The 26,243-nt window shown below is 73.1% G+C and carries 18 protein-coding genes and 3 pseudogenes; 15 read left to right on the forward strand and 6 right to left on the reverse strand.

What is annotated here, in order from left to right; all coding sequences use genetic code 11:
* Window positions 1-35 precede the first annotated feature (35 nt).
* Window positions 36-1,550 carry a tRNA (N6-isopentenyl adenosine(37)-C2)-methylthiotransferase MiaB gene (miaB, locus tag O7625_RS15540; protein WP_282346699.1) on the forward strand — a complete coding sequence of 505 codons (1,515 nt, stop codon included), beginning with the start codon at window positions 36-38 and terminating at the stop codon, window positions 1,548-1,550.
* A 44-nt stretch (window positions 1,551-1,594) separates the two neighbouring features.
* On the opposite strand, the gene O7625_RS15545 is transcribed toward miaB, so the two are convergent.
* From O7625_RS15545 to O7625_RS15555, 3 genes are all read right to left on the reverse strand, one after another.
* On the reverse strand, window positions 1,595-2,971 hold the full coding sequence (locus tag O7625_RS15545) for a cellulose binding domain-containing protein (protein ID WP_282346700.1): 1,377 nt from the start codon (window positions 2,969-2,971) through the stop codon (window positions 1,595-1,597).
* 333 nt (window positions 2,972-3,304) lie between these two features.
* The gene (locus O7625_RS15550; RefSeq protein WP_282346701.1) at window positions 3,305-4,963 is read right to left on the reverse strand and encodes a cellulase family glycosylhydrolase; all 1,659 of its coding nucleotides are present in this window, start codon (window positions 4,961-4,963) and stop codon (window positions 3,305-3,307) included.
* 560 nt (window positions 4,964-5,523) lie between these two features.
* Complete coding sequence (locus O7625_RS15555) at window positions 5,524-6,732, reverse strand: DUF349 domain-containing protein (protein WP_282346702.1); 1,209 nt, start codon at window positions 6,730-6,732, stop codon at window positions 5,524-5,526.
* A gap of 254 nt (window positions 6,733-6,986) precedes the next feature.
* On the opposite strand from O7625_RS15555, the gene O7625_RS15560 reads away from it, so the two are divergent.
* From O7625_RS15560 to dapF, 4 genes are all read left to right on the forward strand, one after another.
* Entirely contained in the window at window positions 6,987-7,436 is a 450-nt protein-coding gene (locus O7625_RS15560; protein ID WP_282346704.1) for a hypothetical protein, read from the forward strand.
* A gap of 85 nt (window positions 7,437-7,521) precedes the next feature.
* Window positions 7,522-8,361, forward strand: a complete 840-nt coding sequence (locus O7625_RS15565; RefSeq protein WP_282346705.1) for a class III extradiol dioxygenase subunit B-like domain-containing protein — start codon at window positions 7,522-7,524, stop codon at window positions 8,359-8,361.
* Window positions 8,358-9,269: a tRNA (adenosine(37)-N6)-dimethylallyltransferase MiaA gene (miaA, locus tag O7625_RS15570; protein ID WP_282346706.1), complete on the forward strand. Its 912-nt coding sequence runs from the start codon at window positions 8,358-8,360 to the stop codon at window positions 9,267-9,269. Before O7625_RS15565 ends, miaA begins: the two co-directional genes overlap by 4 nt.
* A 7-nt stretch (window positions 9,270-9,276) precedes the next feature.
* Window positions 9,277-10,110 (forward strand): diaminopimelate epimerase, encoded by an 834-nt coding sequence (dapF, locus tag O7625_RS15575; protein ID WP_282346707.1) that lies wholly within the window; start codon window positions 9,277-9,279, stop codon window positions 10,108-10,110.
* Between the two features lie 562 nt (window positions 10,111-10,672).
* On the opposite strand, the gene O7625_RS15580 is transcribed toward dapF, so the two are convergent.
* A complete protein-coding gene (locus tag O7625_RS15580; RefSeq protein WP_282346708.1) occupies window positions 10,673-12,145 on the reverse strand; it encodes an NAD-dependent malic enzyme in 1,473 nt (490 codons plus the stop codon).
* A 148-nt stretch (window positions 12,146-12,293) separates the two neighbouring features.
* On the opposite strand from O7625_RS15580, the gene hflX reads away from it, so the two are divergent.
* Together hflX and O7625_RS15590 are read left to right on the forward strand one after the other, a co-directional pair.
* Window positions 12,294-13,772, forward strand: a complete 1,479-nt coding sequence (hflX, locus tag O7625_RS15585; RefSeq protein WP_282346709.1) for a GTPase HflX — start codon at window positions 12,294-12,296, stop codon at window positions 13,770-13,772.
* 219 nt (window positions 13,773-13,991) lie between these two features.
* On the forward strand, window positions 13,992-15,866 hold the full coding sequence (locus tag O7625_RS15590; protein WP_282346960.1) for a hypothetical protein: 1,875 nt from the start codon (window positions 13,992-13,994) through the stop codon (window positions 15,864-15,866).
* A gap of 163 nt (window positions 15,867-16,029) precedes the next feature.
* Here O7625_RS15590 and lexA read toward each other — a convergent pair whose 3' ends face one another.
* The gene (gene lexA, locus O7625_RS15595) at window positions 16,030-16,812 is read right to left on the reverse strand and encodes a transcriptional repressor LexA (RefSeq protein ID WP_282346710.1); all 783 of its coding nucleotides are present in this window, start codon (window positions 16,810-16,812) and stop codon (window positions 16,030-16,032) included.
* A gap of 619 nt (window positions 16,813-17,431) precedes the next feature.
* Between lexA and nrdR the strand changes: the two genes are divergently transcribed.
* The 7 genes and pseudogenes from nrdR to O7625_RS15620 all read left to right on the forward strand — a co-directional run bounded on the left by nrdR (window position 17,432) and on the right by O7625_RS15620 (window position 24,481).
* Window positions 17,432-17,920: a transcriptional regulator NrdR gene (nrdR, locus tag O7625_RS15600; protein WP_067313767.1), complete on the forward strand. Its 489-nt coding sequence runs from the start codon at window positions 17,432-17,434 to the stop codon at window positions 17,918-17,920.
* An 82-nt stretch (window positions 17,921-18,002) separates the two neighbouring features.
* A pseudogene (locus tag O7625_RS30265) lies at window positions 18,003-19,655 on the forward strand (vitamin B12-dependent ribonucleotide reductase); the annotation flags it as partial.
* Between the two features lie 435 nt (window positions 19,656-20,090).
* Window positions 20,091-20,591, forward strand: a pseudogene (locus O7625_RS30270) (LAGLIDADG family homing endonuclease); the annotation flags it as partial.
* Window positions 20,592-20,849: 258 nt separating this feature from the next.
* Window positions 20,850-22,175: pseudogene (locus O7625_RS30275) on the forward strand (vitamin B12-dependent ribonucleotide reductase); the annotation flags it as partial.
* Window positions 22,176-22,421: 246 nt separating this feature from the next.
* Complete coding sequence (locus O7625_RS15610) at window positions 22,422-23,378, forward strand: DUF2332 domain-containing protein (RefSeq protein WP_282346711.1); 957 nt, start codon at window positions 22,422-22,424, stop codon at window positions 23,376-23,378.
* Window positions 23,379-23,531: 153 nt separating this feature from the next.
* Window positions 23,532-23,774, forward strand: a complete 243-nt coding sequence (locus tag O7625_RS15615) for a DUF5522 domain-containing protein (protein ID WP_282346713.1) — start codon at window positions 23,532-23,534, stop codon at window positions 23,772-23,774.
* A 155-nt stretch (window positions 23,775-23,929) separates the two neighbouring features.
* Window positions 23,930-24,481 carry a hypothetical protein gene (locus tag O7625_RS15620; protein ID WP_282346714.1) on the forward strand — a complete coding sequence of 184 codons (552 nt, stop codon included), beginning with the start codon at window positions 23,930-23,932 and terminating at the stop codon, window positions 24,479-24,481.
* A gap of 58 nt (window positions 24,482-24,539) precedes the next feature.
* Here the strand turns inward: O7625_RS15620 and O7625_RS15625 are convergent, their stop codons facing one another.
* On the reverse strand, window positions 24,540-25,226 hold the full coding sequence (locus O7625_RS15625) for a metal-dependent transcriptional regulator (protein WP_282346715.1): 687 nt from the start codon (window positions 25,224-25,226) through the stop codon (window positions 24,540-24,542).
* Between the two features lie 159 nt (window positions 25,227-25,385).
* On the opposite strand from O7625_RS15625, the gene O7625_RS15630 reads away from it, so the two are divergent.
* Window positions 25,386-26,243: a sulfurtransferase gene (locus O7625_RS15630; RefSeq protein WP_282346716.1), complete on the forward strand. Its 858-nt coding sequence runs from the start codon at window positions 25,386-25,388 to the stop codon at window positions 26,241-26,243.

Raw genomic sequence — 26,243 nt, forward strand, 5'->3', positions numbered from 1 at the left:
CCCGGGTCGGTCGGCCCGGATACGCTGTGCACGTCATGACTACCGCAGCGGCGGGCAGCCCGCGCACCTACCAGGTGCGTACCTACGGCTGCCAGATGAACGTGCACGACTCCGAGCGCATCTCCGGCCTGCTCGAACAGGCCGGTTACGTGCGGGTCGCCGAGGCCGACGAGAACCCGGACGTGGTGGTGTTCAACACCTGCGCCGTCCGGGAGAACGCCGACAACCGGCTCTACGGCAACCTCGGTCACCTGCGTCCCGTCAAGGACCGGCACCCGGGGATGCAGATCGCCGTCGGTGGCTGCCTGGCCCAGAAGGACCGCGGCGACATCGTCCGGAAGGCCCCCTGGGTGGACGTGGTCTTCGGCACCCACAACATCGGCTCGCTGCCGGTGCTGCTGGAACGGGCCCGGCACAACACCGCCGCCGAGGTGGAGATCCTCGAAGCGCTCGACGTCTTCCCGTCGACCCTGCCGACCCGGCGCGAGTCGACGTACGCGGGCTGGGTGTCGATCTCGGTGGGCTGCAACAACACCTGCACGTTCTGCATCGTGCCCGCCCTGCGCGGCAAGGAGAAGGACCGCCGCCCCGGCGACGTCCTCGCCGAGGTGCGCGCCCTGGTCGCCGAGGGGGTGCTGGAGGTCACCCTGCTCGGGCAGAACGTCAACTCCTACGGCGTCGAGTTCGGCGACCGGTACGCCTTCGGCAAGCTGCTGCGCGCCTGCGGGGACATCGACGGGCTGGAGCGGGTCCGGTTCACCAGCCCGCACCCCAAGGACTTCACCGACGACGTGATCGCCGCGATGGCCGAGACCCCGAACGTCTGCCACTCGCTGCACATGCCGTTGCAGTCCGGCTCCGACGACGTGCTGAAGGCGATGCGCCGGTCGTACCGGTCGGAGCGGTACCTCGGCATCATCGACAAGGTCCGGGCGGCCATGCCGGACGCCGCGATCACCACCGACATCATCGTCGGGTTCCCCGGCGAGACGGAGGCGGACTTCGCGCAGACCCTCGACGTGGTGCGCGCCGCCCGCTTCTCGTCGGCGTTCACCTTCCAGTACTCCAAGCGCCCCGGCACCCCGGCGGCCACCATGCCCGATCAGCTGCCCAAGCAGGTGGTGCAGGAGCGGTACGAGCGGTTGGTCGCCTGCGTGGAGGAGATCACCTGGGCCGAGAACCGCAAGCTGGTCGGCGAGACCGTCGAGGTGCTGGTCGCCGTCGGCGAGGGTCGCAAGGACGAGCGCACCGGCCGGTTGTCCGGCCGCGCCCGGGACGGGCGTCTGGTGCACTTCGCGGCCGGGGCGGCCGGTCAGCCCGGGGCGGCCGGCACCATCCGGCCGGGCGACATCGTGCACACCACCGTCACGTACGCCGCTCCGCACCATCTCAACGCCGACGGCGCCCCGCTGGCCCACCGGCGGACCCGGGCCGGTGACGCCGCCGAGGCCGGTCGCGCCCCGCGTACCCCGGGGGTGTCGCTCGGGTTGCCCACGGTCGGGCCGCCGGCCGCGCAGCCCGCGCCGACGACCGGCTGCGCCGCGCACTGACCTGCCGGGGTCCGCCGGCGTGGCGGACCCCGACCGGTGCGCGGTCAGACCGGGATGCGGCCCGCGCCGGCGCCCGCCGTCACGATGGACTTCACGCTGCTCGCGCTGTCCAGGGTGTACGAGTACGGGATGCCGGCGACACTGCCGCCGGTCTGCCCGGCGGGCGAGTTGACGAAGTGGTTGTTGCGGGCCACCAGGCTGCCCGGCCCGGAGTCGGCCTCACCGAGGTGGTAGGTGTCCTTGACGTTCTCGAAGTAGTTGCCCTCGACGAGCACCCCGGCGCTCATGGTGGAGGCCACCCCGTAGCCGGCGTTGTTGTAGTAGTAGTTGTTGTAGACGTGCACCGGGTTGCCGAAGCGGACCCGGGGGTTGCGCTGCTTGCTGCCGTCGTACCAGTTGTGGTGGTAGGTCACCCGCAGGTGTCCGATGTCCTGGCTGCCGTTGTCGTCGCTGTGCCCGAGCAGCATCGTCTTGTCGTGGCTGTAGACCCGGTTCCAGGAGACGGTGACGAAGTCCGAGCCCCGCTTGATGTCGACGGTGCCGTCGTAGCCGTTGCTGAAGGTGTTGTGGTCGATCCAGATGTTGGTGGCCGAACTCTCCACGTTGATCGCGTCGTCGCTCCAGTTGCGGAACGTCAGGTTCCGAATGATCACGTTGCGGTCGCCGTTGACGGTGAACCCGCAGCCGACGATGGTCGCCCCGGAGTTGCCGAGCACGGTCTTGTTGGACCGGACCCGCAGCATGCCCGAGCAGTTGATGGTGCCGGAGACCCGGATCACCGCCGCGCCGGTGGCGTTCAACGCGCTGGTCAGCGCCGAGGCGGTGGTGACCGTGCTCGTGCCGGCGCTGCCGCCGCCGGTGGTGCCGCCGTTCTGGGTGGCCCAGCCCACCAGGCCGGTCTGCGGCTGGCCGGGCGGCGGGGTGGTCGGTGGCGGGGTGGTCGGCGGGGGCGTGGTCGGCGGGGGTGGGCTCGACGGCGGGGTGGTCGGCGCGCCGGTGGGGGCGGTGCTTCCGGTGCAGGTCACCCCGTTGAGGGTGAAGCTGGTCGGTGCCGGGTTGCTGGAGTTGTTCCAGGTGCCGTTGAAGCCGAAGGAGACGGTGCCGCCGGTCGGCACGCTCCCGTTGTAGCCGACGTTGGCGGCGGTCACCGTGCTGCCGCTCTGCGACACGGCGGCGTTCCAGGCGTCACTGACCGTCTGCCCGGCCGCGTACGACCAGCGCAGGCTCCAGCTCGACAGCGGGTCGCCGAGGTTGGTGACGGTGACGTTGCCGGTGAATCCGCCCTGCCACTGGCCGCCGACGGTGTAGTTGACCGCGCAGCCGGGGGCGGCCTGGGCGGCGACGGCGGTGAGTGCGCTGGTGGCGAGCAGGGCGACGGTGGTGGCGGCGATCAGCGTCGTACGACGCCGGGGTGTACGCATGCTGCGTCCTTTTCGGGTGGGACAGGGCTGCCGTCGACGGGGGAGCCGCCGGTGGGGCTGCCGCGCCAGTGGGCACCCGCGGTGACTCGGGACGTCGCCGATCGGCCCCTGCCGGGGGGTCAGGTCGGTACGAGGTGGCTCCCGTGTGGTGCGCCCGCAGCCCGGACAAGCGCTTTCCCGAGCAAAGCATAGACAGGCGCAGATGTAAATCGGCGTGCCGGACACGCCGTGACAGCGGTGGAAACGGCCCGGCGGTGCGAACGAGCGGCCGGGTCGCCGGCCGACGGGAAACGTCGACCGGCGACCCGGTGGTGGAGCAGTGGTGGTGGTGGCTCAGCAGGGGGTGCCCTTGAGCTTCACCGCACCCGGGGCGGCGGCCGTACCGTTGGCGGTGAAGCCCACGGTGACCGACGCGCCGGCCGCCAGGGTCGCCGCGTAGGCCGGCGCGGCGGCGGTCACCGTCGTGCCGGACTGGGTGACGGTGGCGTTCCAGCCGTTGACCAGGGTGACCCCGGCCGGCCAGGTCCAGGTGACCGACCACGGGTTGACCGCCGACGAGCTGGTGTTCTTCACGGTCAGCTCGCCCTGGAAGCCACCCTGCCAGGCGTTGACCTGCTTGTAGGTGGCGGTGCAGCCACCGGCCGGCGGGGGCGTGGTGGTGGGCGGCGGCGGGGTGGTGGTCGGCGGGGGAGGCGTGGTGGTCGGCGGCGGCGTCGGACCGGTGGTGGTCGGCGTCGGGGTGCCGGTCGGGTCGGTGCCGCCACCCGTCGGCGGGATCAGGTACGGCTGGAGGATCGCCTGCTTGGCGGTGTTGATGTTGGTCCAGTCGTCCAGCGCGATGCCCCCGGTGTCACCCGAGTTCGGGTTCCACGACCAGTAGGTGAAGGACATCCCGTTGACCCCGGTGCCGGTGTAGGCCATCAGCTTCTCCAGCCAGACCTTGTCCCGGGGGTCGGCCAGGGTGCTGCCGAACTCGCCCATCATGATCGGGGCGATGTTCTGCTTGTACAGGTAGCCCCAGTAGCGGTCCCAGACTGCCGGCAGGTTCGCCGGGAAGTCCGCGGCCTTGAACCAGTCCTGCTCGTAGACGCTGGTGGCGTACTCGTGCGGCGAGTAGACCAGCCGGTTCGCCACGCTCAGCCGGACCGGGAACTGCCCGGCCTTGGACAGGTTGCCGCCCCACCAGCCGCAGTCCTCGTCGTTGCTGGTGTCGTTGTCCCAGACGTTCGACAGGCCACCGCTGGGGCAGCTCACCCCCTCCACGAAGATCAGCCAGTTCGGCTGCACCCCGAGGATGGCGTTGCCGGCCCGCTCGGCGGCGAGCCGCCAGTCCCGGGCGGTGTCCCCGCAGCCCCAGCACGCACCGGTCGCGGCCGGGTTGGTGCCCTCGGCGTGCGGCTCGTTGTGCAGGTCCGCGCCGATCACCGTGGTGTTGCCGGCGTACCGCTGGGCCAGCATCTTCCAGTCGGCGAGCCAGGTCGCCTCGGAGACCGTCGAGGTGTACCAGAGCGGCGACTGCCCGGCCGAGGTCGGCCGGTGCCGGTCCAGGATGACCCGCATACCCTTGCTGCCGGCGTAGTTGATCACCTTGTCGAGGATCTGCAGCGGGGAGAGCCCGACCAGGTCCGGGTTGACGAAGTCGTTGATCCCGGTGGCCGTCGCCCCCGGCTTCAGGGCGTCGTTCGAGAACGGGATGCGCAGCGTGTTGTAGCCCAGGCTGGCCATCTTGTCGAGCTGCCCGCGCCACGGGTTGTTGGACCACAGCCCGTGGAACGTCCGGTTGTCGGTCTCCATGCCGAACCAGTTGATGCCGGTCAGCCGTACCGTCGCGCCGGTGCTGTCGACGATCTTGTTGCCGTTGGTGTGCAGGTAGCCGGTGCCGGTGCCGGCGGCGGACGCCGGCGCGGTGCCGACGGTGGCGGCGACGATCACGCCGGCCGCAGCGGTGGCGAGCGCGGTCAGCGCGGCGCCGATGAAACGGGGTCGGTACATTCGGGCTCCACTTCGGATGCCCGGCGTCACCACGGCGACGCAGGGCGGAAAACCAGGGGAACGCCGGCCGCCGCCGGTCCGTCCCGCATTCCTCGGGTACGCGGACAGCGCGCGACGTGCCGGGTCACGTGGACGCGGCCACTCGCTGCGGTGCCCCGGCGACTCCCGACGACGGTGTCCGTCGTCGATGCCCTCGCGCCGGTGGGACAGACCTGGCTCTGCCGCTCATTCTGATCAGCCCACCTCGATGCGTCAACCGCACCCCCGGTGGTCGCCACCGGACGGGCGTGCCGTTGACCGGGCGGTGGGCTCTGATCCTGGTTGTAGTGGCATCACACCGTCGGGACACCACTACATCCACGATCGAGCACGATCATGCTCGTCGGGCTCGTCGGGCTCGTCGGGCTCGTCGGGCTCGTCGGGCTCGTCGGGCTCGTCGGGCTCGTCGGGCTCGTCGGGGCGGAGCGGGGTGGGGCGGGCGGGGTGGGTGTCGGGGTGGGGTGGGACATGCGGAAGCCCCCGGTCCCTAGGGGGAGCGAGGGCTTCCGGGGTGGTCGGGGTCAGCCGGCCTGCTCGGCGAGCTGGAGGAACTGCCGCTTGGAGGCGAGCGCCTGCTCGGCCTCCCGGACCCGACGGGCGTCCCCGGCGGCCTGGGCGCGGGCCAGCCGCTCCTCGGCCTCGGCGACCTGCGCCCGCATCTGCGCGAGCAGCGGGTTGTCCTCCTTGGTGGTCCGCCGCCAGGCCGAGTCCATCACCTCGCGGACCTTGTCGTCGATCGCCCGCAGCCGCCGCTCCAGACCGGCGGCGGCCTCCCGGGGAACCCGGCCGGCCTCGTGCCACTGGGCCTGGATCTCCCGCAGCTTGGCCTGGGCGCCCTTCGGGTCGCCGTCGACGTCCAACGCCTCGGCCTCCACCAGCAGCGCCTGCTTGCGCTCCAGGTTGGCGCGCTGCTCGTTGTCCCGGGCCGAGAAGACCTCGCTACGTCGGCTGAAGAACGCGTCCTGCGCGGCGCGGAACCGTTCCCAGAGCTTCTGCTCCGACTCCTTGGCGGCCCGTGGCGCGGCCTTCCACTGGTTCATCAGCTCCTTGAGCTGGTTGGCGGTCGCCGCCCAGTCGGTGGAGTCGGAGAGCTTCTCCGCCTCGGCGACCAGCTCCTCCTTGACCGTGTGCGCCTGCTTGCGCTGCTGGTCGAGGGAGGCGAAGTGCGCGCCCCGACGCCGGGTGAAGCCGTCCCGGGCGGCGGCGAACCGCTTCCACAGCTCGCCGTCGGCCTTCTTGTCGACCCCCCGGATGGTCTTCCACTCGTCGAGGATCTCCTTGAGCCGGTCACCGGCGGTCTTCCAGCCGGTCGACTCGGCGGCCAGCTTTTCGGCCTCCTCGACCAGGGCGGTCTTGCGGGCGAGTGCCTCGCCCCGGGCCGCCTCCCGGGCGGCCCGCGCCTCACCGGCCTTCTCCTCGGCGACGACGGCGAGCTTGTCCAGCCGCGTGGCGAGGCCGTCGATGTCCCCGACGACGTGCGCCTCGGGCAGCGAAGCCCGGATCCGCCGGATCGTGCTCAGCGAACCACCCGCGTCGGCGGTACCCGAGTTGAGGCGTGCCTCGGTCAGATCCACCTCGGTGACCAGGTCGGCGAAGCGGCGGGCGAAGTGCGCCAGGCCCTCCTCGGGGGCACCTGCCTGCCAGGATCCGACCACCCGCTCACCGTCGCCGGTCTTCACGTACACGGTGCCGTCCGCGTCCACCCGTCCGAAGGCAGTCCAGTCGCTCATGTGCACATCCTCGTTCTCCCGGCGTCGACGGGAAACCCCCCGCGATCGCCGCCACGGCGCAGCCAACTTGCTCCCGGCATTGTCACAGGTCCGCCCCCGTCCCCGTCGAGCGCCTGTGTCTGACCGTGACCATACGGTGTCCTAGCACCCACATACAGACTCCGCGGGGGGAGTGTCGCCATTCGCCGTACGGTGTACCGTACGACGTACACGATGCTGCCGCCCGCACTTCCGGGCGGACGAGGAGGAGCAGGATGACCCAGTCCCACACCCGGATGACGCCCCCGGCCGACCCCGGCTTCGTGCCCGACGCCACCGACCTCGCCGAGCTGGACGAGTGGTTCCGGCACTACGACGCCCTGGCCGGGGCGGGTGACGTGACCGGGACCGCCGAGCTGGCGATGTTCCCGCTCAACACGGTCACCGACGATGCGGCGGGCGAGGGCTCCGCGCGCCAGCTCGACCGGGCGGCCTACCTGGAGATGATGGGCGGCGTGCTCGGTGGCGGCGGCGACCTGCGGATGGAGAGCCGCCGCACGCCGTACTTCCTCACCCGCAGCCTGGCCGTGGTGCTCACCGAGGCCGAGTTCACCCTCGACGGCGAGCGGCAGCGGGTGCGCTACGCCGACGTGCTGGTCCGCACCGGCGGGCAGTGGCGGTTCCAGACCATGATCCAGGGCGGCTGGGGCGGCCAACCCGGCTGACCGCCGGCGGCGGTGGGTCGGCGGGGTGCCGGAGCCCTCGGGGTGACCCCGGGGGCCGGAGGTGCCCGGCCGGTAACGTGGCCTGGTGCCCCTGGTCGCCGCGGCCGTCTGTCCGCACCCGCCGTTGATCGTGCCCGAGCTGGCCGGCGCCGCCGCGCCCGAGCTGGCGGACCTGCGCGCCGCCTGCGCCGCCGCGGTCACCGCCCTCTACGCCGTCGGTGTACGCACCGTCGTGCTGGTCGGCTCCGGCGAGCACACCGCCGAGCTGGAGCCGCCCTACCAGGGCAGCTTCACCCCGTGGGGCCTGCCCCGGACGGTGCGCCTCGGCCCGGGGCCGACCGGTCCCGAGCCCGCCCTCGACGGTCCCGTCACGGGTGCCCGAGGCCCCGGTCCCGTCCCCGATCTTCGTGAGGCCGCTGCCGGTCTCCGGGAGGGGGCCGGAGGGCTGCCGTTGAGTCTGCTGGTCGGGGCCTGGCTGGTGGACCGGGTGGGACCGCCGACGCCCACCGCCTGGCGGATGGTGAGCGTCGCACCGGACGAACCGGTCGACCGGTGTGCCGCCGTCGGAGCCGGGCTCGTCGAGGCCGGGCGCGTGGCGGACGAGCCGTGGGCACTGCTGGTGCTGGGGGACGGCTCGGCCTGCCACGGACCGAAGGCACCCGGCTACGACGACCCGCGCGCCGGGGCGTACGACGAGGGGGTGGCCCGTGCCCTGGCCGGCGCGGACGTCGACGCGCTGCTCGGCCTGGACCCGGTGGTGTCGGCGGAGCTGAAGGCCGCCGGCCGGGCGGCCTGGCAGGTGCTGGCCGGGGCGGTCCGGGCGGCCGGCGGTGACTGGCACGGTGAGCTGCGTCACCGCGCGCAGCCGTACGGCGTCGGTTACCTGGTGGCCTCCTGGGCGCGGACGGCCGGGCGGGTGCGGTGAGCGGCACCGTCGTCGCCGTGGTCGGGCCGACCGCGGCGGGCAAGTCGGCGCTGAGTATCGCGCTGGCGCACGCCCTGGGCGGCGAGGTGGTCAACGCCGACTCGATGCAGCTCTACCGGGGCATGGACATCGGCACGGCCAAGCTCAGCCCGGCCGAGCGGGACGGCGTGCCGCACCACCTGCTGGACATCTGGCCGGTCACCGAGCCCGCCAGCGTCGCCGAGTACCAGCGCCTGGCCCGGGCGGCGGTCGACGACATCCTGGCCCGGGGGCGGGTGCCGCTGCTGGTCGGCGGCTCCGGCCTCTACCTGCGGGCGGTGCTCGAACAGTTCGAGTTCCCCGGCACCGACCCGGCGCTACGCGGGCGGCTGGAAGCGGAGTTGGCGCAGCTCGGCCCCGCCCCACTGTACGCCCGGCTGGCCGACGCCGACCCGGTGGCGGCGGCGGGCATCCTGCCCGGCAACGGTCGGCGGATCGTCCGGGCGCTGGAGGTGATCACGCTGACCGGGGCGCCGTTCACCGCCTCGCTGCCCGACCCGACGCCGTACTACCCGGCCGTACAGCTCGGCGTCGACCTGGACACACCGCTCCTCGACGAGCGGATCGCGCTGCGGGTCGACCGGATGTGGGCCGACGGCCTGGTCGCCGAGGTCCGTGCGCTGCTCGGGCAGGGCCTCGCCGACGGACGGACGGCCAGCCGGGCGCTCGGCTACCAGCAGGTGCTGCGCTTCCTGACCGGCGGGACCGACGAGGCACAGGCGCACGACGAGACGATTCGGGCCACCCGGCGCTTCGTCCGGCGGCAACGCTCCTGGTTCCGCCGCGACCAGCGGATCCACTGGCTGGACCCGACGTCGCCGACGTTTGTCGACAGTGCGCTGCGGGTGGTCGCCGGGCATCGGCGATGATGGGGTCGTGGAGTTCACCAAGGGCCACGGCACCGGCAACGACTTCGTCATCCTGCCCGATCCGGACGGCGCCCTCGACCTGACACCCGGCCTGGTCGCCGGGATCTGCGACCGGCGGCGGGGCGTCGGCGGCGACGGCGTGCTGCGGGTGGTGCGCGCGGCCAAGCACCCCGAGGGGGTCGCCCTCGCCGACACCGCCGAATGGTTCATGGACTACTGGAACTCCGACGGCTCGTTCGCCGAGATGTGCGGCAACGGCGCCCGGGTCTTCGTCCGCTACCTGCTGGCCAGCGGGCTGGCCACGCCGACCGCCGGCACCCTGCCGGTGGCCACCCGCGCCGGCGTGGTGCGGGCCCGGCTCGAGGGCGACGCCATCGCCGTCGAGATGCGCCGCCCCCGGCTGTACGACGCGTCGAGCGCCGTCCTCGGCGGGCGCACCCTGCCCGGCACGGCGGTGGACGTCGGCAACCCGCACCTGGTCTGCGCCCTGCCGGCCGGCGTCGACCTGGCCGACCTGGACCTCACCCGGGCACCCGGGTTCGACCCCCGGCTCTTCCCGCAGGGGGTGAACGTCGAGTTCACCACCCCCGGCGACCCGGTGGACGGCACCGACGGTCACCTGCTGATGCGGGTCTACGAACGCGGCTCGGCCGAGACGCTCTCCTGCGGCACCGGCGCCTGCGCGGTCGCCGCCGTGGCCCTGCGCGACGCCGCCCGGGACACCGGCACGATCACCGTCGACGTCCCCGGAGGCCGGCTCACGGTGACCGTGACCGACGACTCCTGCTGGCTCTCCGGCCCCGCCGTCCTGGTCGCCACCGGCACCCTGACCCTCCCCTGACAAACCACCCCACGCTCTGGCCTCGCCGCGCCCCGCCCTGTCCCCGTCTCGCCCCGCCCTGTCCCGCCTCGCCTCGCCGCATCCCGTCTTGCCCCGTCTTGCCCCGTCTTGCCCCGCCCCGCCCCGTCCCGCCCCGTCCCGTCCCGTCCCGCCCCGTCCCGTCCCGTCCCGTCCCGTCCCGTCCCGTCCCGTCCCGTCCCGCCTCGCCCCGGTGATCAAGAGGTTCAGGTCACCCCGCTGGTGCGGCGAATGACGCAAACCTCTTGATCACCGGCACCCGACGGGGGTGTCCTGCGGTGATCAAGAGGTTTGAGACAGGGCGAGCGGTCTGGATGACGTAAAGCTCTTGATCGCCCGGCCCCGACGGGGGTGGTGTGCGGTGATCAAGAGGTTTGGGGCAGGGCGAGCGGTCTGGATGACGTAAAGCTCTTGATCACCGGGGCGAGGCGGGACGGGGCGAGGCGGGACGGGGCGAGGCGGGACGGGGCGAGGCGGGACGGGGCGAGGCGGGGTGAGGCGGGGTGAACCGGGCGGGGAGGGGGAGGAGGGGTGGGGTGGGGGGTCAGGGGGTGGCGCTGGCGGTGGCGGCGATCTCGGGGAGGTCGGCGGGGCCCGGGTCGGCGGCCGGCGGCGGGGTGACGGCGGGGTTCTGGGCGGCGGCGCGGACGGCGGCGGCGACCGCCGGGGCGACCCGGGAGTCGAAGACGCTGGGCACGATCACGGTCGGGTTGATCTTGTCCTCGCCGACCACGTCGGCGATGGCGCGGGCCGCCGCGATCGCCATCTCCTCGGTGAACTCCTCGGCGTGGGCGTCCAGCATGCCCCGGAACACACCGGGGAAGGCGAGCACGTTGTTGATCTGGTTGGGCTGGTCCGAGCGGCCGGTGGCGACGATCGCCGCGTGCTTGCGGGCCTCCCGGGGGTCGACCTCCGGATCGGGGTTGGCCAGCGCGAAGACGATCGCGTCCTTGGCCATGGTGGCGACGTCGTCGCCGGTGAGCAGGTTGGGGGCGCTGACCCCGATGAAGACGTCCGCGCCCTGGACCGCACCGGCCAGGTCGCCGGAGTAGTTCTCGGCGTTGGTGTTGTCGGCCAGCCACTGCCAGGCCGGGTTGAGCCCGGTCAGCCCGCGGTGCAGGGCGCCCTGCCGGTCGTACGCGATGATGTCGCCGACGCCCTGGCGCAGCAGCAGTTTCATGATCGCGGTGCCGGCCGCGCCGGCCCCGGAGACGACCACCCGGACGTCGGCGAGCTGCTTGCCCACCACGCGCAGCGCGTTGGTCAGCGCGGCCAGCACGCAGATCGCGGTGCCGTGCTGGTCGTCGTGGAAGACCGGGATGTCCAGCGCCTCGCGCAGCCGGGCCTCGATCTCGAAGCAGCGCGGCGCGGCGATGTCCTCCAGGTTGATCCCGCCGTACGCCGGGGCGATGGCCTTGACGATCGCCACGATCTCGTCGGTGTCCTGGGTGTCCAGGACCACCGGCCAGGCGTCCACCCCGCCGAACCGCTTGAACAGCGCGGCCTTGCCCTCCATCACCGGCAGCGACGCCGCCGGGCCGAGGTTGCCCAGGCCGAGGACCGCCGAGCCGTCGCTGACCACGGCGACCGTGTTGCGCTTGATGGTGAGCCGCCGGGCGTCCGCCGGGTTCTCGGCGATCGCCATGCAGACCCGGGCCACCCCCGGGGTGTACGCCCGGGACAGCTCGTCACGGGTGCGCAGCCCGACCTTCGAGTGCACCTCGATCTTGCCCCCGAGGTGCAGCAGGAACGTCCGGTCGGACACCTTGCGCACGTCCACCCCGTCGAGCGCACTGAGCGCCTCGACGACCTGGTCGGCGTGGCCGGCGTCGGCGGTGTCGCAGGTGAGGTCGACGATCACGTGGGTCGGGTCGGAGTCGACCACGTCCAGCGCGGTGACGATCGCCCCGGCCTCGCCGACCGATGTGGTCAGCCGGCCGATCGAGGAGGCGTCCGCGGGGACCGCGATCCGGATCGTGATCGAGAATCCGGCACTCGGCAGTCGGGTGATGGCCACGGAAATACCTCCGTCGTCGCTGGCGGCTCGTCAGCATTTCTACTCGCCCACCGGGCTCCGGCGGCAGCCGCCCCCGCGTTCGGCGACCCGCGCCACGGGCATATACCTGTCGCGTTCGGCGTTGACCCGTGTCAGGATTACTCGGTACATGCACAGAACGGACAGGAGACACAGCTTGCGAGACCAGGAGACCCACACCCCCTACTCGGACGACGACCTCGACGCCACGACCGGCGAGTACGAGCTGTCGGAGCGGCAGGCGTTGCGGCGGGTCCCCGGCCTCTCCACCGAGCTGACCGACGTCACCGAGGTCGAGTACCGCCAGCTCCGGCTGGAGCGGGTCGTCCTGGTCGGGGTCTGGACCGAGGGCACCCAGCAGGACGCCGACAACTCGCTGACCGAGCTGGCGGCGCTGGCCGAGACGGCCGGCTCACAGGTGCTCGAAGGGCTGGTCCAGCGCCGCAGCCGCCCCGACCCGGCCACCTACGTCGGTCGGGGCAAGGTCGACGACCTGGGCGCGGTGGTCCTCTCCACCGGTGCCGACACGGTGATCTGCGACGGTGAGCTGTCCCCGTCCCAGCTGCGGAACCTGGAGCAGCGCACCAAGGTCAAGGTGGTCGACCGCACCGCGCTGATCCTCGACATCTTCGCCCAGCACGCCAAGAGCCGGGAGGGCAAGGCACAGGTCGAGCTGGCCCAGCTCGAATACCTGCTGCCCCGGCTGCGTGGTTGGGGCGAGACGCTCTCCCGGCAGACCGGTGGTTCCGGGCGCGGTGGCGGCGCCGGCGGCGGCGTGGGCCTGCGTGGTCCGGGTGAGACCAAGCTGGAGACCGACCGGCGGCGCATCCGGCACCGCATCGCCCGGCTGCGCCGCGAGATCAAGGCGATGAAGACGGTACGCCAGACCAAGCGCGCCCGCCGTTCCCGCAACGCCGTTCCCGCGGTGGCCATCGCCGGTTACACCAACGCCGGCAAGTCGAGCCTGCTCAACCGGCTCACCGGTGCGGGCGTGCTGGTGGAGAACGCGCTCTTCGCCACCCTGGATCCGACCACCCGCCGGGCCACCACGTCGGACGGGCGGCTCTACACGCTGTCCGACACGGTGGGTTTCGTCCGGCACCTGCCGCACCAGATCGTCGAGGCGTTCCGCTCGACGCTGGAGGAGGTGGCCCAGGCCGATCTGGTGGTGCACGTGGTCGACGGCACCCACCCCGACCCGGAGGAGCAGGTCCGGGCGGTACACGAGGTGCTCTCCGAGGTGGGTGCCGACCGGCTGCCCGAGCTGCTGGTGGTCAACAAGACCGACGCCGCCGACGAGGAGTCCCTGCTGCGGCTCAAGCGGCTCTGGCCGGACGCGGTCTTCGTCTCGGCGCACAACGGGCGCGGGATCGACGGGCTGCGCGAGGCGATCGAGCAGCGGCTTCCCCGCCCGGCGGTGGAGGTCCGGGTGGTGCTGCCGTACGACCGGGGGGACCTGGTCGCCCGGCTGCACCGGCAGGGTGAGGTGCTCGGCACCGTCCACCTGCCGGAGGGCACGTCGCTGCACGTCCGGGTGTCCGAGGCGCTCGCCGCCGAGCTGACGCCGTTCGTGGCGGTGGGTGATCCGGCGGTGGCCGGCAGTCGGTGAGCGCTCCGGTGTGATCTGAGGTTCACGGTGGCATGCGACACTGACGCAATGCGCCGCGCTGTCTCCTCGGTCACGGTTGCCCTCGCCCTGTTGGGCGCGGCCGTGGCGTCCGCTGCTGCCGCCGGGGCGGCACCGGCCTCAGCCGCCCCGCTCGGGGCGGGACCGTCCGCCACGCTTCCGGTCGCCGCCGGGGTTCCGGTCGCGGTGGCCCCGGTCGCGGTGGCCCCGGTCGCCGCCGGGGTTCCGGTCGCGGTGCCCCCGGTCGCCGCCGCGGTCGCCGGCAAGAAGAAGTGCACGATCACCGACGAGCGGCTGCGCGAGCTGTCCGGGCTGGTCGCCACGAAGACCGGCTACATCGTGATCAACGACGGCACCCTCGAGGAGAGTCGCAAGCGGGTCTTCTTCCTGGACACCAAGTGCAAGATCGCCAAGGAGCCGGTGAAGTACTCCGGTGACGGCCCGTTCGACACCGAGGACCTGGCCCTCTCACCGGACGGCAAGACCCTCTGGATCGCCGACACCGGGGACAACGTCACCAGCCGGGAACGGCGTACCCGGGTCGCGGTCTGGACGATGCCGGTCAGCGGGTCGAAGCAGCCGGTGCTGCACCGGCTGTCGTACCCGGAGCGCAAGCCGCACGACGCCGAGGCGCTGCTGGTCGGCGCGGACGGCCTGCCCCTGGTGATCACCAAGGTGCCCAGCGGCAAGGCGGAGATCTTCACCCCGGAGGCCAAGCTCGACCCGGACGGCAACACCGAGCCGGTGCCGATGAAGAAGGTCGGCGAGATCACCCTGCCCAAGACCACCACCGACAACCCGCTGAACATCATCGGCCGGGTGGCGATCACCGGGGCGGCCCGGTCGCCGGACGGCAGCCGGGTGGTGCTGCGCACCTACGCCGACGCCTTCGAGTACGACGTCAGCGGCGACGACATCGTGGCCGCGCTGACCACCAGCAAGCCCCGGGTCACCCCGCTGGCCGACCCGTTCGGCGAGGCCATCGCGTACACCCCGGACGGCACCGGCTTCGTCACCGTCTCGGACGGCGGGGAACTCTCCCCGGAGGACCCGATCGACATCCTCGGTTACACCCCCTCCACCAAGGGCGCCGAGACGGTCGAGGGCGCGGCGGGGGCCAAGCCGGCGGCCGGGCAGTCCTGGTACGACAAGCTCAGCCTGGACCAGATCACCTACCTGATCGGCGCGGTCGGCGCGGTCGGCGCGGTGCTGGTCGGGGCCGGCATCATCGGGATCGTCCGGTCCCGTCGGCGGGCCGCGGCGGCCGGCGACGACGCGGACGACCCCGACGACGCGGTCGTCACCTCCGGTGCGGTGTCCCGGGCGGAGGGTTTCCCGGCGGGTGTGCCCGCCCGGGGTGCCGAGCCGGCCGGGGAACGGCCGCGTGGCGGTGGCGTCTACGGCGCTCCGGCGCCGGCCGGCGGCCCACCGGCCCGACCTGCGGGTGGTGCCGTCTACGGCGGTGGCCGACCCCCGGCCGCGCCGGGAACGGCTTCCCCCGGCGGTCCGGGAGGTGCCAACCCGTCGGGTGGCGGACGGCCGTCGGGTGGCGGTGTCTACGGTGGCGGTCGTCCCGGCGGTGGCGCGGTCTACGGTGCGGCCCCGGCCGGCGGCCCACCGGTCAACGGTGCCGGTCCGCGCGGTGCGGCGCCACGGGGTGCCATCCGGGGCGGCGTGCCGGCGGGCGGTGACCCGCGCGGCGGTGCCCCGGCCGGCCCACGCGGCGGCGCTCCGGCTGGTGGACGCGGCGGTGCCCCCGCTGGTGGGCGCGGCGCTGCCCCGGCTGGCCCGCATGGCGGTGCCCCGGCGGGTGGACGCGGTGGTGCCCCGGCGGATCCGCGCGGTGGCGCCCCGGCGGGCGGGCGTGGGGGGCCCGCGGGGGGTCGGGGCCGTGGTGGTGCTCCGGCTGGTGGGCGCGACGGGGCCGGCGGCTACGGCGGCGGGCGGGCCGAACCGCCGCGCCGCGAGGGTGGTCCCCGCGAGCCGCGCTCCGGTCCGCGCCGTGACGGCGGCCACGACGACCGGCGGGGCGGCCAGTACGGTCCGCCGCCCGGCCGCGGCGGCGAACGCTACTGACTCCGCAGTTCGACGGCAGCGGCGCGGACGCTACCGGCTGCGCAGGGCCCGGCCGGCGGCGGAAGCCACCGGCTCCGCAGTTCGGCCGCGATCTCCGGGGTGGCGGCCGGCGCGGGACGACAGCGTCGGCCGCCCCGGTCGGAGGCGGCCGGCGCGGGACGGGTCAGATCCGCCGGAGCACCGCCACGACCCGACCCATGATGGTGGCGTCGTCGCCGGGGATCGGATCGAAGGCCGGGTTCTGCGGCATCAACCAGACGTGACCGTTGCGCCGGCGGTAGGTCTTGACGGTCGCCTCACCGTCGAGCATGGCGGCCACGATGTCCCCGGCCTCGGCGATCGGCTGCTGCCGGACCACCACCCAGTCGCCGTCGCAGATCGCCGCGTCGAGCATCGAGTCGCCCTTGACCTGGAGCATGAAGACCTCGCCCTCACCCACCAGCTCGCGGGGGAGCGGGAAGACGTCCTCCACCGCCTGCTCGGCCAGGATGGGGCCACCGGCGGCGATCCGGCCGAGCATCGGCACGTACGCGGGGGTGGGGCGCTGGGCGCGGCTCAGCTCGTCGTCGACGTCGCCGGGGGCACGGACGTCGACGGCCCGGGGACGGTTGGGGTCGCGCCGCAGGAAGCCCTTCTTCTCCAGCTCCTTGAGCTGGTAGGCGACGCTCGACGGGGAGACCAGGCCGACCGCCTCGCCGATCTCGCGGACGCTCGGCGGGTAGCCGTGCCGCTCCACCCAGCTGCGGATGAACTCCAGGATGCGGCGCTGCCGGGCGGTGAGGTCGACGGCGGCCGGGTCGGGGAAGCCGCTGACCACCGGGGTGACCGGGCGTACGGCCGGCTGGCCGGTCCGGCTGCGGGCGGCGCGGGGGCGTCGAGTGGCCGGCGGACCCGCCTCGGCGATCGGCTGCGGGTTCTTCTGCCGGCTGGCCCGGTCCTCGGTCACGTCCGTCCTCCCTGGTCGGCGCTGGGTGCCTTGGCGGCTCGTGGTGCGTGCGGGGTGTCGCGGTGCCGGACCGACGTGGTGCGCCGTGCCCGGTCGTTCATGACCGTATAGGTGAGATCGGTCATTTTCAAACATCTGTTCGACGCGGCCCGGCGTGTCGGGTGGAGAAGTGGGCGCGTCGGACGTCTGTTTCTGCTAGATCGTACGTCCTCGTCGAACCTGTGTTCGACCGGTCGGCGGTGTCCGGGTGGGTCATCCGTTCCACCGGACCTGTCCGGACGGTCGGTAACCTCCCGGTGATCCGGTCGGTTGGGCTGTCGGCGCCGGTGGGTGGCCGGCTCTCGGGCGGGCTGTCGGCGCCGGTGGGTGACCGGCTCGCCGGGCGGCCCGGAGGTGACGCGCCGGACACGCCGGCAACTTGACCCGACTCGGCCGGAAGCCTACGGTCGACCCCTAGATGTAGTAGTCACACGGGCGTAAGTTGCCCACAGGTTGGGTTCGACTACCCACCGCACTCCCGTATCGTCGATCACGGCGACGGCCGGCGGGGCCGGCTCCGTCGGGTCGACGCGTGCCCGGAGGTGGGTGGCGTGCCCCGGTCGATCAAGGAGGTCGGGCGATGCGGTGTCCGTACTGCCGGCACGCCGACTCCCGGGTGGTCGACTCGCGCGAGGCCGACGACGGTCAGCTGATCCGTCGGCGGCGCTCCTGCCCGGAGTGCGGCAAGCGGTTCACCACCGTCGAGGAGGCGGTGCTCGCGGTGGTCAAGCGCAGCGGGGTGACCGAGCCGTTCAGCCGGACCAAGATCATCGGTGGGGTACGCAAGGCGTGTCAGGGTCGACCGGTCGACGAGGACTCCATCGCCCTGCTGGCGCAGAAGGTCGAGGAGACCGTCCGGGCCAAGGGGGCGGCCGAGCTGCCGAGCCACGACGTGGGCCTGGCGATCCTGGGACCGCTGCGCGACCTGGACGAGGTGGCCTACCTCCGCTTCGCCAGCGTCTACCGCTCGTTCGACTCACTGGCCGACTTCGAGCGGGAGATCGAGACGCTCCGGGCCGCCGCGCAGGCCCGCGCCGATGCGGCCGGGGCGGCCCACCGTACCGACTGACAGCTTTTCCGACAGCGAAGACTTCGATTCAGACAGTGACGACGCGCGGCCGGGCGGCCGCGCAGACGAGGGGGCCGATGAGATGGCGGGGGACGGCATGACAACAAGCCGGTCGCGGGCGGCGAAGAACGGCGCGGTGACGGGGCTCAGGGTGCAGCGGGTCTGGACGACCGAGGGCGTGCACCCGTACGACGAGGTGGCGTGGGAGCGCCGTGACGTCGTCATGACCAACTGGCGGGACGGCTCGATCAACTTCGAGCAGCGCGGGGTGGAGTTCCCCGAGTCCTGGAGCGTCAACGCGGCGAACATCGTCACCACCAAGTACTTCCGGGGGGCGGTGGGGACGCCACAGCGCGAATGGTCGCTCAAGCAGCTCATCGACCGGGTGGTCAAGACCTACCGGGCCGCCGGGGAGCAGCACGGCTACTTCGCCACCCCGGCCGACGCGGAGGTCTTCGGGCACGAGCTGACCTGGATGCTGCTGCACCAGGTGTTCAGCTTCAACTCGCCGGTCTGGTTCAACGTCGGCACCCCCTCTCCGGCGCAGGTCAGTGCGTGTTTCATCCTTTCCGTCGACGACTCGATGGACTCCATCCTGGACTGGTACAAGGAGGAGGGGCGGATCTTCCAGGGCGGCTCCGGCGCCGGGGTCAACCTCTCCCGGATCCGGTCCTCGAAGGAGCTGCTCTCGTCCGGCGGCACCGCCTCCGGCCCGGTCAGCTTCATGCGCGGCGCGGACGCCTCCGCCGGCACCATCAAGTCCGGCGGTGCCACCCGGCGGGCGGCCAAGATGGTCATCCTCGACGTCGACCACCCGGACATCGAGGAGTTCGTGGCGACCAAGGCGCGCGAGGAGGACAAGATCCGCGCGCTGCGGGACGCCGGCTTCGACATGGACCTCGGCGGCACCGACATCGTCAGCGTCCAGTACCAGAACGCCAACAACTCGGTCCGGGTCTCCGACGAGTTCATGGCGGCGGTGGAGAACGGCGGCGGCTTCGACCTGCGGGGCCGGCTCGACGGGCAGACCATCGAGACCATCGACGCGCAGAAACTGTTCCGCACCATCGCCCAGGCCGCCTGGGAGTGCGCCGACCCCGGCCTGCAGTACGACGACACCATCAACGACTGGCACACCTGCCCGGAGACCGGCCGGATCACCGCGTCGAACCCGTGCTCGGAGTACCTGCACCTGGACAACTCCTCGTGCAACCTGGCCTCGCTGAATTTGATGAAGTTCCTCAAGGCCGACGGTGGCTTCGAGGTGGAGAAGTTCGTCAAGAGCGTCGAGTTCGTCATCACCGCGATGGACATCTCGATCTGCTTCGCCGACTTCCCGACCGAGAAGATCGGCGAGACCACCCGGGCCTACCGGCAGCTCGGCATCGGCTACGCCAACCTGGGCGCGCTGCTGATGGCCTCCGGCCTGCCGTACGACTCGGAGCAGGGCCGGTCGGTGGCCGCGGCGATCACCTCGCTGATGACCGGCACCGCGTACCGCCGCTCGGCCGAGCTGGCCGGGGTCGTCGGGGCGTACGAGGGCTACGCCCGCAACGCCGAGCCGCACAAGCGGGTGATGCGCAAGCACGCCGCCGCCAACGACGCGATCAGGCCGGCCGGCACGGTCGCCACCGCCATCCTGCGGGAGGCGACGAAGCAGTGGACCGAGGGCAACAAGGTCGGTGACCGGCACGGCTGGCGCAACTCGCAGGCCAGCGTGCTCGCGCCGACCGGCTGCCTCACCGCCGACACGATGGTCACCACCGACCGGGGCCTGACGCGGCTCGGCGAGATCGGTGACGTGTACGGCGACCGCTGGCAGGACCTGGACATGAAGGTCTCCACCGACGAGGGTGCCCGCCAGGCCACGAAGTTCTTCGTCAACGGCGAGGAGCCGACCCGGCGGGTGGTCACGGAGGGCGGTTACCGGATCCAGGGCACCCTGGCCCACCGGATCAAGGCCGTCGACCCGGAGTCCGGTGAGTGGGTCTGGAAGCGGATGGCGGACGTCGCCGTGGGTGACCTCGTGCCGGTCCAGCTCGGCACCCTGGTGGGAGAGCCGAGGCGGGTGCCGCTTCCGGTGCTCGACCAGGCGTACTACACCGACGACCGGCGGTTGCACGTGCCCGACTCGGTCGACGCGGACCTGGCCGAGCTGGTCGGTTACTTCATGGGCGACGGCAGCCTGCACGCCAAGGGCATCCGGTTCTGTGTGGCCGACACCGACCTGGACGTCGTCGAGCGGCTCCGGGTGCTCGGCAAGGGGCTCTTCGGCCTGGAGCCGGTGGTGGCGGCCCAGGCCGGTTATCAGGAGGTCACCCTTCAGTCGGTGCGGCTCGCCAGGTGGTGGCGGGCGGCCGGGTTCGCCAAGACCCTGCCGCACGGCGACCACAGCGGCAAGGGCTGGGTACCGCGGGTGCCGTCGGCGCTGTTGGAGACCAACGACGTCACCGTGTACGCGGCGTTCCTTCGCGGCCTCTTCGAAGCCGACGGGACGGTGGTAGCCGGCGTACCGTCGCTCTCGACGTCCACCGAGGCGTTCGCCGCCGAGGTGCGTACCCTGCTGCTGACGCTGGGGATGGCCACGACCACCCGACGTACCACGAGCGGCCTCGGTTCGGACGTGTGGCAGGTCCGGCTGCGCAACATGGAGCACACGGTCGGGTTCGAGGAGATCGTCGGTTTCCTCGGTGACCGTAAGGCCCAGCAGTTGGTCGTCGAGCCGACCCAGACCGGCAACCGGGACCGGATCCACCTGCCCGGCGCAGTGTGGGACCTGCTGGCGCCGGTGGGGCACGAGTTGCGGAACACGGTCGTCCAGTCGTTGCGCAAGACCGGGGGCGTCCCCCGGGCGGTGGCGATGCGGCTGTTCGCCGAGACCGGCGACGACCGGCTCGGTCACGCGCTCGGATACCTCTTCGAGCCGGTGGCGGCGAACGAGGACGGCGGCATCCAGCCGACCTACGACCTCTCGGTGCCGGCGAACGTCACCTACGTGGCGTCCGGCTTCGTGAGCCACAACACCATCGGCCTGATGATGGACTGCGACACCACCGGGGTCGAGCCCGACCTGGCGCTGGTCAAGTTCAAGAAGCTGGTCGGCGGCGGCTCGATGCAGATCGTCAACCAGACCGTCCCCCGCGCGCTGCGCAGTCTCGGCTACCCCGAGGAGCAGGTCGAGGCGATCGTCGAGCACATCGCCGACCACGGTCACGTGGTGGACGCCCCGGGCCTCAAGCCGGAGCACTACCCGGTCTTCGACTGCGCGATGGGCGAGCGGTCCATCGCCCCGATGGGCCACGTGCGGATGATGGCGGCCGTCCAGCCGTTCATCTCGGGCGCGATCTCCAAGACGGTCAACATGCCGGAGCAGGCCACCGTCGCCGACGTCGAGAAGATCTACTTCGAGGGCTGGAAGCTCGGCCTGAAGGCGCTGGCGATCTACCGGGACAACTGCAAGGTCGGCCAGCCGCTGTCGGTGGCCAAGCCGAACAAGACCGCCGCCCCGGCCGTCGTCGAGGCACCCGCCCCGGCCGCCGTGGAGAAGGTCGTCGAGTACCGCCCGGTGCGCAAGCGGCTGCCGAAGAAGCGTCCGTCCGAGACGGTCTCCTTCTCCGTCGGCGGCGCGGAGGGCTACCTCACCGCGTCGTCCTACCCGGACGACGGCCTCGGCGAGGTCTTCCTGAAGATGTCCAAGCAGGGTTCCACCCTGGCCGGGGTGATGGACGCCTTCTCGGTGGCCATCTCGATCGGCCTGCAGTACGGCGTCCCGCTGGAGACGTACGTCAGCAAGTTCACCAACATGCGCTTCGAGCCGGCCGGCATGACCGACGACCCGGACGTGCGGATGGCGGCCTCGGTGATGGACTACATCTTCCGTCGCCTGGCGCTGGACTTCCTGCCCTACGAGCGCCGTGCCGAGCTGGGCATCTTCACCGCCCAGGAGCGGGCCGCACAGCTGCGGGCCGAGGCCGAGGCGGAGGTGGCCGGCACCGACCTGACGGCGATGGCGTCCTCGGCCCCGGTCGAGGCGGTCGAGCCGAAGACCGGCCCGCTGGCCCAGCCGGCCCAGGAGTTGGCCGAGGTGGCCGCCGCCAAGCCGGCGCCGGCCGTGGGCTCCTCCACCGAACTGCTGGAGGCCGTGATCGGCAAGGCCGCCGACGCGCCGCTCTGCTTCACCTGCGGCACGAAGATGCGCCCGGCCGGTAGCTGCTACGTCTGCGAGGGCTGCGGCTCCACCAGCGGTTGCAGCTGACGTACCCGTCGAACGGAGGGCCGGCGCCGATCGGGCGCCGGCCCTCCCGCGTCCCGACCGGTGCCGATCTCGATGATCCACTCCCGTGCGGCGAGGTAGCGGTATCGGTCCCACCCGGACACCGCTCCCTCGCCCCCGTTGAGTGGATCAAGCTGATGGCGGGCACTGCGGGGCGGCCGGACGGGGCGGCGCGGCGCGGCACCGCGCGGGGCCGCGCCGCCGGGGCGCGGCGGGGATGATCGGGGCATGACCACCGCCGACCGGTACGTCGAGTTCGCCACCCGGGAGGCGCACGGCGTCTCCCCGACCTACGAGCGGCTGGCCCACGCGGTCGCCCGGGACGACGGGTTGCTGGCGCTGCTGGACGACCTGCCCCCGGCCAGGCGGCAGCCGCAGCTGCTGTTCGGCGTGGTCCGCTGGCTCGGTGGCCCGGTCGACGATCCGGCCGCGTTCCGCACCCACACCGTGGCGCACTGGGCCACCGTACGGGCCGCGATGCTCACCCGGGCGGTACAGACCAACGAGGCCGGGCGGTGTGCGGCGCTGCTGCCGGTGCTGGCCGCGCTGCCGCAGCCGCTGGCGCTGCTGGAGGTCGGCGCGTCCGCCGGCCTCTGCCTCTATCCCGACCGGTACGCCTACCGCTACGGCGACCACCTGCTCGGCGCGGGCGAGCCGGTCCTCGACTGTGCGCTGACCGGCACCGACCCACCGACCGTCCGCCCGCAGGTGGTGTGGCGGGCCGGGCTGGACCTGAACCCGCTCGACGTCACCGACCCGGCCGACGTGGCCTGGCTCGACGCGCTGATCTGGCCGGAGCACGCCCACCGCCGGGACCGGCTGCGGTCGGCGGCCGCCGTGGCCGCCGCCGACCCGCCGGAGCTGGTCCGTGGCGACCTGGTGGACGACCTCCCGGCGTTGGCCGCGCGGGCACCGGCCGGCGCGACGCTGGTGGTCCTGCACACCTCCGTGCTCTACCAGGTGCCGCCGCCGCGCCGGGCCGCCTTCCGGGAGTTGATCGGCACCATGCCCGGTCACTGGGTGTCCGCCGAGGCGGCCGACGTGCTCGGCTGGGACGGCGTGCCGCCCCCGCCCGACGGGGCGCTGCACAACGTGCTCGCCCTGGACGGGACGCCGCTGGCCTGGATGCGCTCGCACGGCCAGGCGGCCCACTGGTTCGACCGACCCTGCCCGCACCACGGCTGACCCGCCCGGCCCCACGACCGACCCCGCCCACGCCACGATCCACCCCGCCCGCGCCGGGATCCACCCCGCCCGGGCCACGACCGACCCCGCCCGCACCCAGGCTGACCTGCACGGGGGCACTGGTCGGGACGACAGGTCCGTAGACTCCCCGCGATGAGGGAGGAACGACGTCCGTTGGCGGACCGGCCGCTGACCGAGCCGCATCAGTCCCGGCTGTCGCCGGAGCGCCCCGACCGGGCGCGGATCCTGGCCGCCCACGCCGCCGCGCTCGCCGCCGGGGAGGCCGGCTATCCCGACCCGGCCACCGGGCTCTTCGTCCTCACCGCCGGTTTCCTGGCCCGGCGCGGCACCTGCTGCGGGCGCGGCTGCCGGCACTGCCCGTACGTCGACGACTGATCCGGGCCACTGTCACCGTGGCCGTGCCGTGCTCTCCACTGCGGCCCGGCGGCGGTGGGGCGGGTCGGTCGGGGTCTTCCGTCCGGCCGCGGCAACCCGTACGGTTTCCGACGGACATCGGCGGATTTCCCGTCGACGATCGCGGAGGTGTGCCCGTGCACGGGCGGATCTGGTTGGCCGGGGTGACCGTGCTGTTGACCACGGGTTGCGGCCCGGCGGAGGCCGATCCGGTGCGGCTGCCGGCCGAGGAGCCGGCCGCGGTCGAGGTGGAGGCCGCCTCGTCGGGCGGGGCGTGCCGGCTGCTCGACTTCGCGGTGATCGAGGAGCACACCGAGGTCCGGTTCGATGTGGCCGCTGCCAGTGAGCGCGGTGACACCCGCACCTGTGTGGTGCGGGCCACCGACGCCAGTTGGCCGGAGCTGACCCTGACGGTCACCGACACCTCGATCGACGTGGCCACCTTCACCGCCGACGTGCTGCCCGAGGGGGCGACGAAGGTGACGAAGCTGGGCCAGGCCGGCTACCGGCGGACCGGCCCGAAAGCCGCGAAGCACGGGCCGACGGCCGAGGTCGGCTGGCTGGCCGCCGAGGACCGGCTCGCCGTGCTCCGCTGGACCTGCCCGCCGGGCGACGACCGGGCGACCGCCGGTGCGGTGGCCAGCCGCCTGGTCGACCTGGCCAGGAAGCTCGACACCCGGTCGCTGTGACCACCGGTCCGGGGCCGCTGCCCCGGCCCGGGCTGCCCTGGACCGGCGTGCGGGGCCGTCAGTGGGCGGCGACGAAGACCCGGGAGGCGACCTCGCGGGGCAGCCGGACCCGTTCGCCCGAGCGGTCGATGAACACGCCGTCGCGTTCCTGGGCGACGGTGACCGTGGCGCCCGGGTCGACCCCGGCGGCGTGCAGTTGGCGCAGCACGTCGGCGTCGGTCTGCACGCTCTCGCAGATCCGCCGGACCACCACCTGGCCGGCGAGCCCGGGGAAGGCGAGGTTCCGTTCGGCCTCGGTGGTGTCGGTGCTCTCGGCCTCCGGCGAGCCCAGCTCCTCCAGGCCCGGGATCGGGTTGCCGTACGGCGAACGGGTCGGGCGGTTGAGCAGGTCGTAGACCCGCTTCTCGACCGCGTCGCTCATCACGTGCTCCCACCGGCAGGCCTCCTCGTGGGCCTCCTCGTAGGGCATCCCGATCACGTTGACCAGCAGCAGTTCGGCGAGCCGGTGCTTGCGCATCACGGACACCGCGCTGCCCCGGCCCGCCTCGGTGAGCGCCAGGTGCCGGTCGCCCTCGACGGTGAGCAGCCCGTCGCGTTCCATCCGCGCCACGGTCTGGCTGACGGTCGGCCCGCTCTGCCGCAACCGCTCGGCGATCCGGGCCCGCAGTGGCGGCACCCCCTCCTCCTCCAGTTCGAGGATGGTGCGCAGGTACATCTCGGTCGTGTCAACCAGATCGTGCTTCATCGATGCCTCCCGTTCGTGGAGGTACCCTGGCACTCAGTCGTGTCGACCAGGTCGTGCTTCACGTCAGCGGCCTCCCGGTGGTCGATGCTACCTCGACGTACGAAGGTCGACCCGCGGCGAATCGCGGGCTCAGCGCCCCGATGGTGTTGACTGGGCGTCATGTCCGGTACCGACGACCCGCTGATCGAGCCGGACCGGCTCGCCGCCGAGCTGGCCCAGCCCGACCCGCCGACCCTGCTGGACGTCCGCTGGCGGCTGGCCGGGCCACCCGGCCGGGCGGACTACGCCGCAGGTCACCTGCCCGGCGCGGTCTTCGTCGACCTGGACACCGAGCTGTGCGGTCCGCCCGGCGCGGCGGGTCGGCACCCATTGCCCGACCCGGGCACCCTCCAGGCCGCGCTGCGCGCCGCGGGCGTCCGCGCCGGCCACCCGGTGGTGGTGTACGACGGCGGCGACGGGATGGCCGCCGCCCGCGCCTGGTGGACGCTGCGCTGGGCCGGGCACCGGCCGGTGCGGGTGCTGGCCGGCGGCTGGCCGGGCTGGCTCGCCGCCGGGCTGCCCGGCACCGCCGAGGTGCCCGCCCCGCCGCCGGGCGACGTGACCGTCCGACCGGGTGCGCTGCCGGTGCTGGACGCCGCGGGCGCGGCCCGGCTCGCGGCGACCGACGACGGGACACTGCTGGACGTCCGGGCCGCACCCCGCTACCGGGGTGAGTCCGAGCCGGTCGATCCGGTCGCCGGGCACGTGCCGGGCGCGGTCAACCTGCCCGCCACGCAGTACGTCACCGAGGGTCGCTTCCCGACGGCCGCCGCCCTGCGGGACCGGTTCGCCGCCGCCGGGGTGCGCGCCGACCGGCCGGTGGGGGCGTACTGCGGCTCGGGGGTGACCGCCGCGCAGACGGTGCTGGCCCTGCACCTGGCCGGTCGGACGGACGCCGCGCTCTATGTCGGATCGTGGAGCGGGTGGGTCGCCGACCCGTTCCGGCCGGTGGCCACCGGCCCGACACCAGCCGGTTGA

Origin of the sequence: Micromonospora sp. WMMD714, from assembly GCF_029581315.1 — a bacterium.
GTDB classification, from domain to species: domain Bacteria; phylum Actinomycetota; class Actinomycetes; order Mycobacteriales; family Micromonosporaceae; genus Micromonospora; species Micromonospora rifamycinica.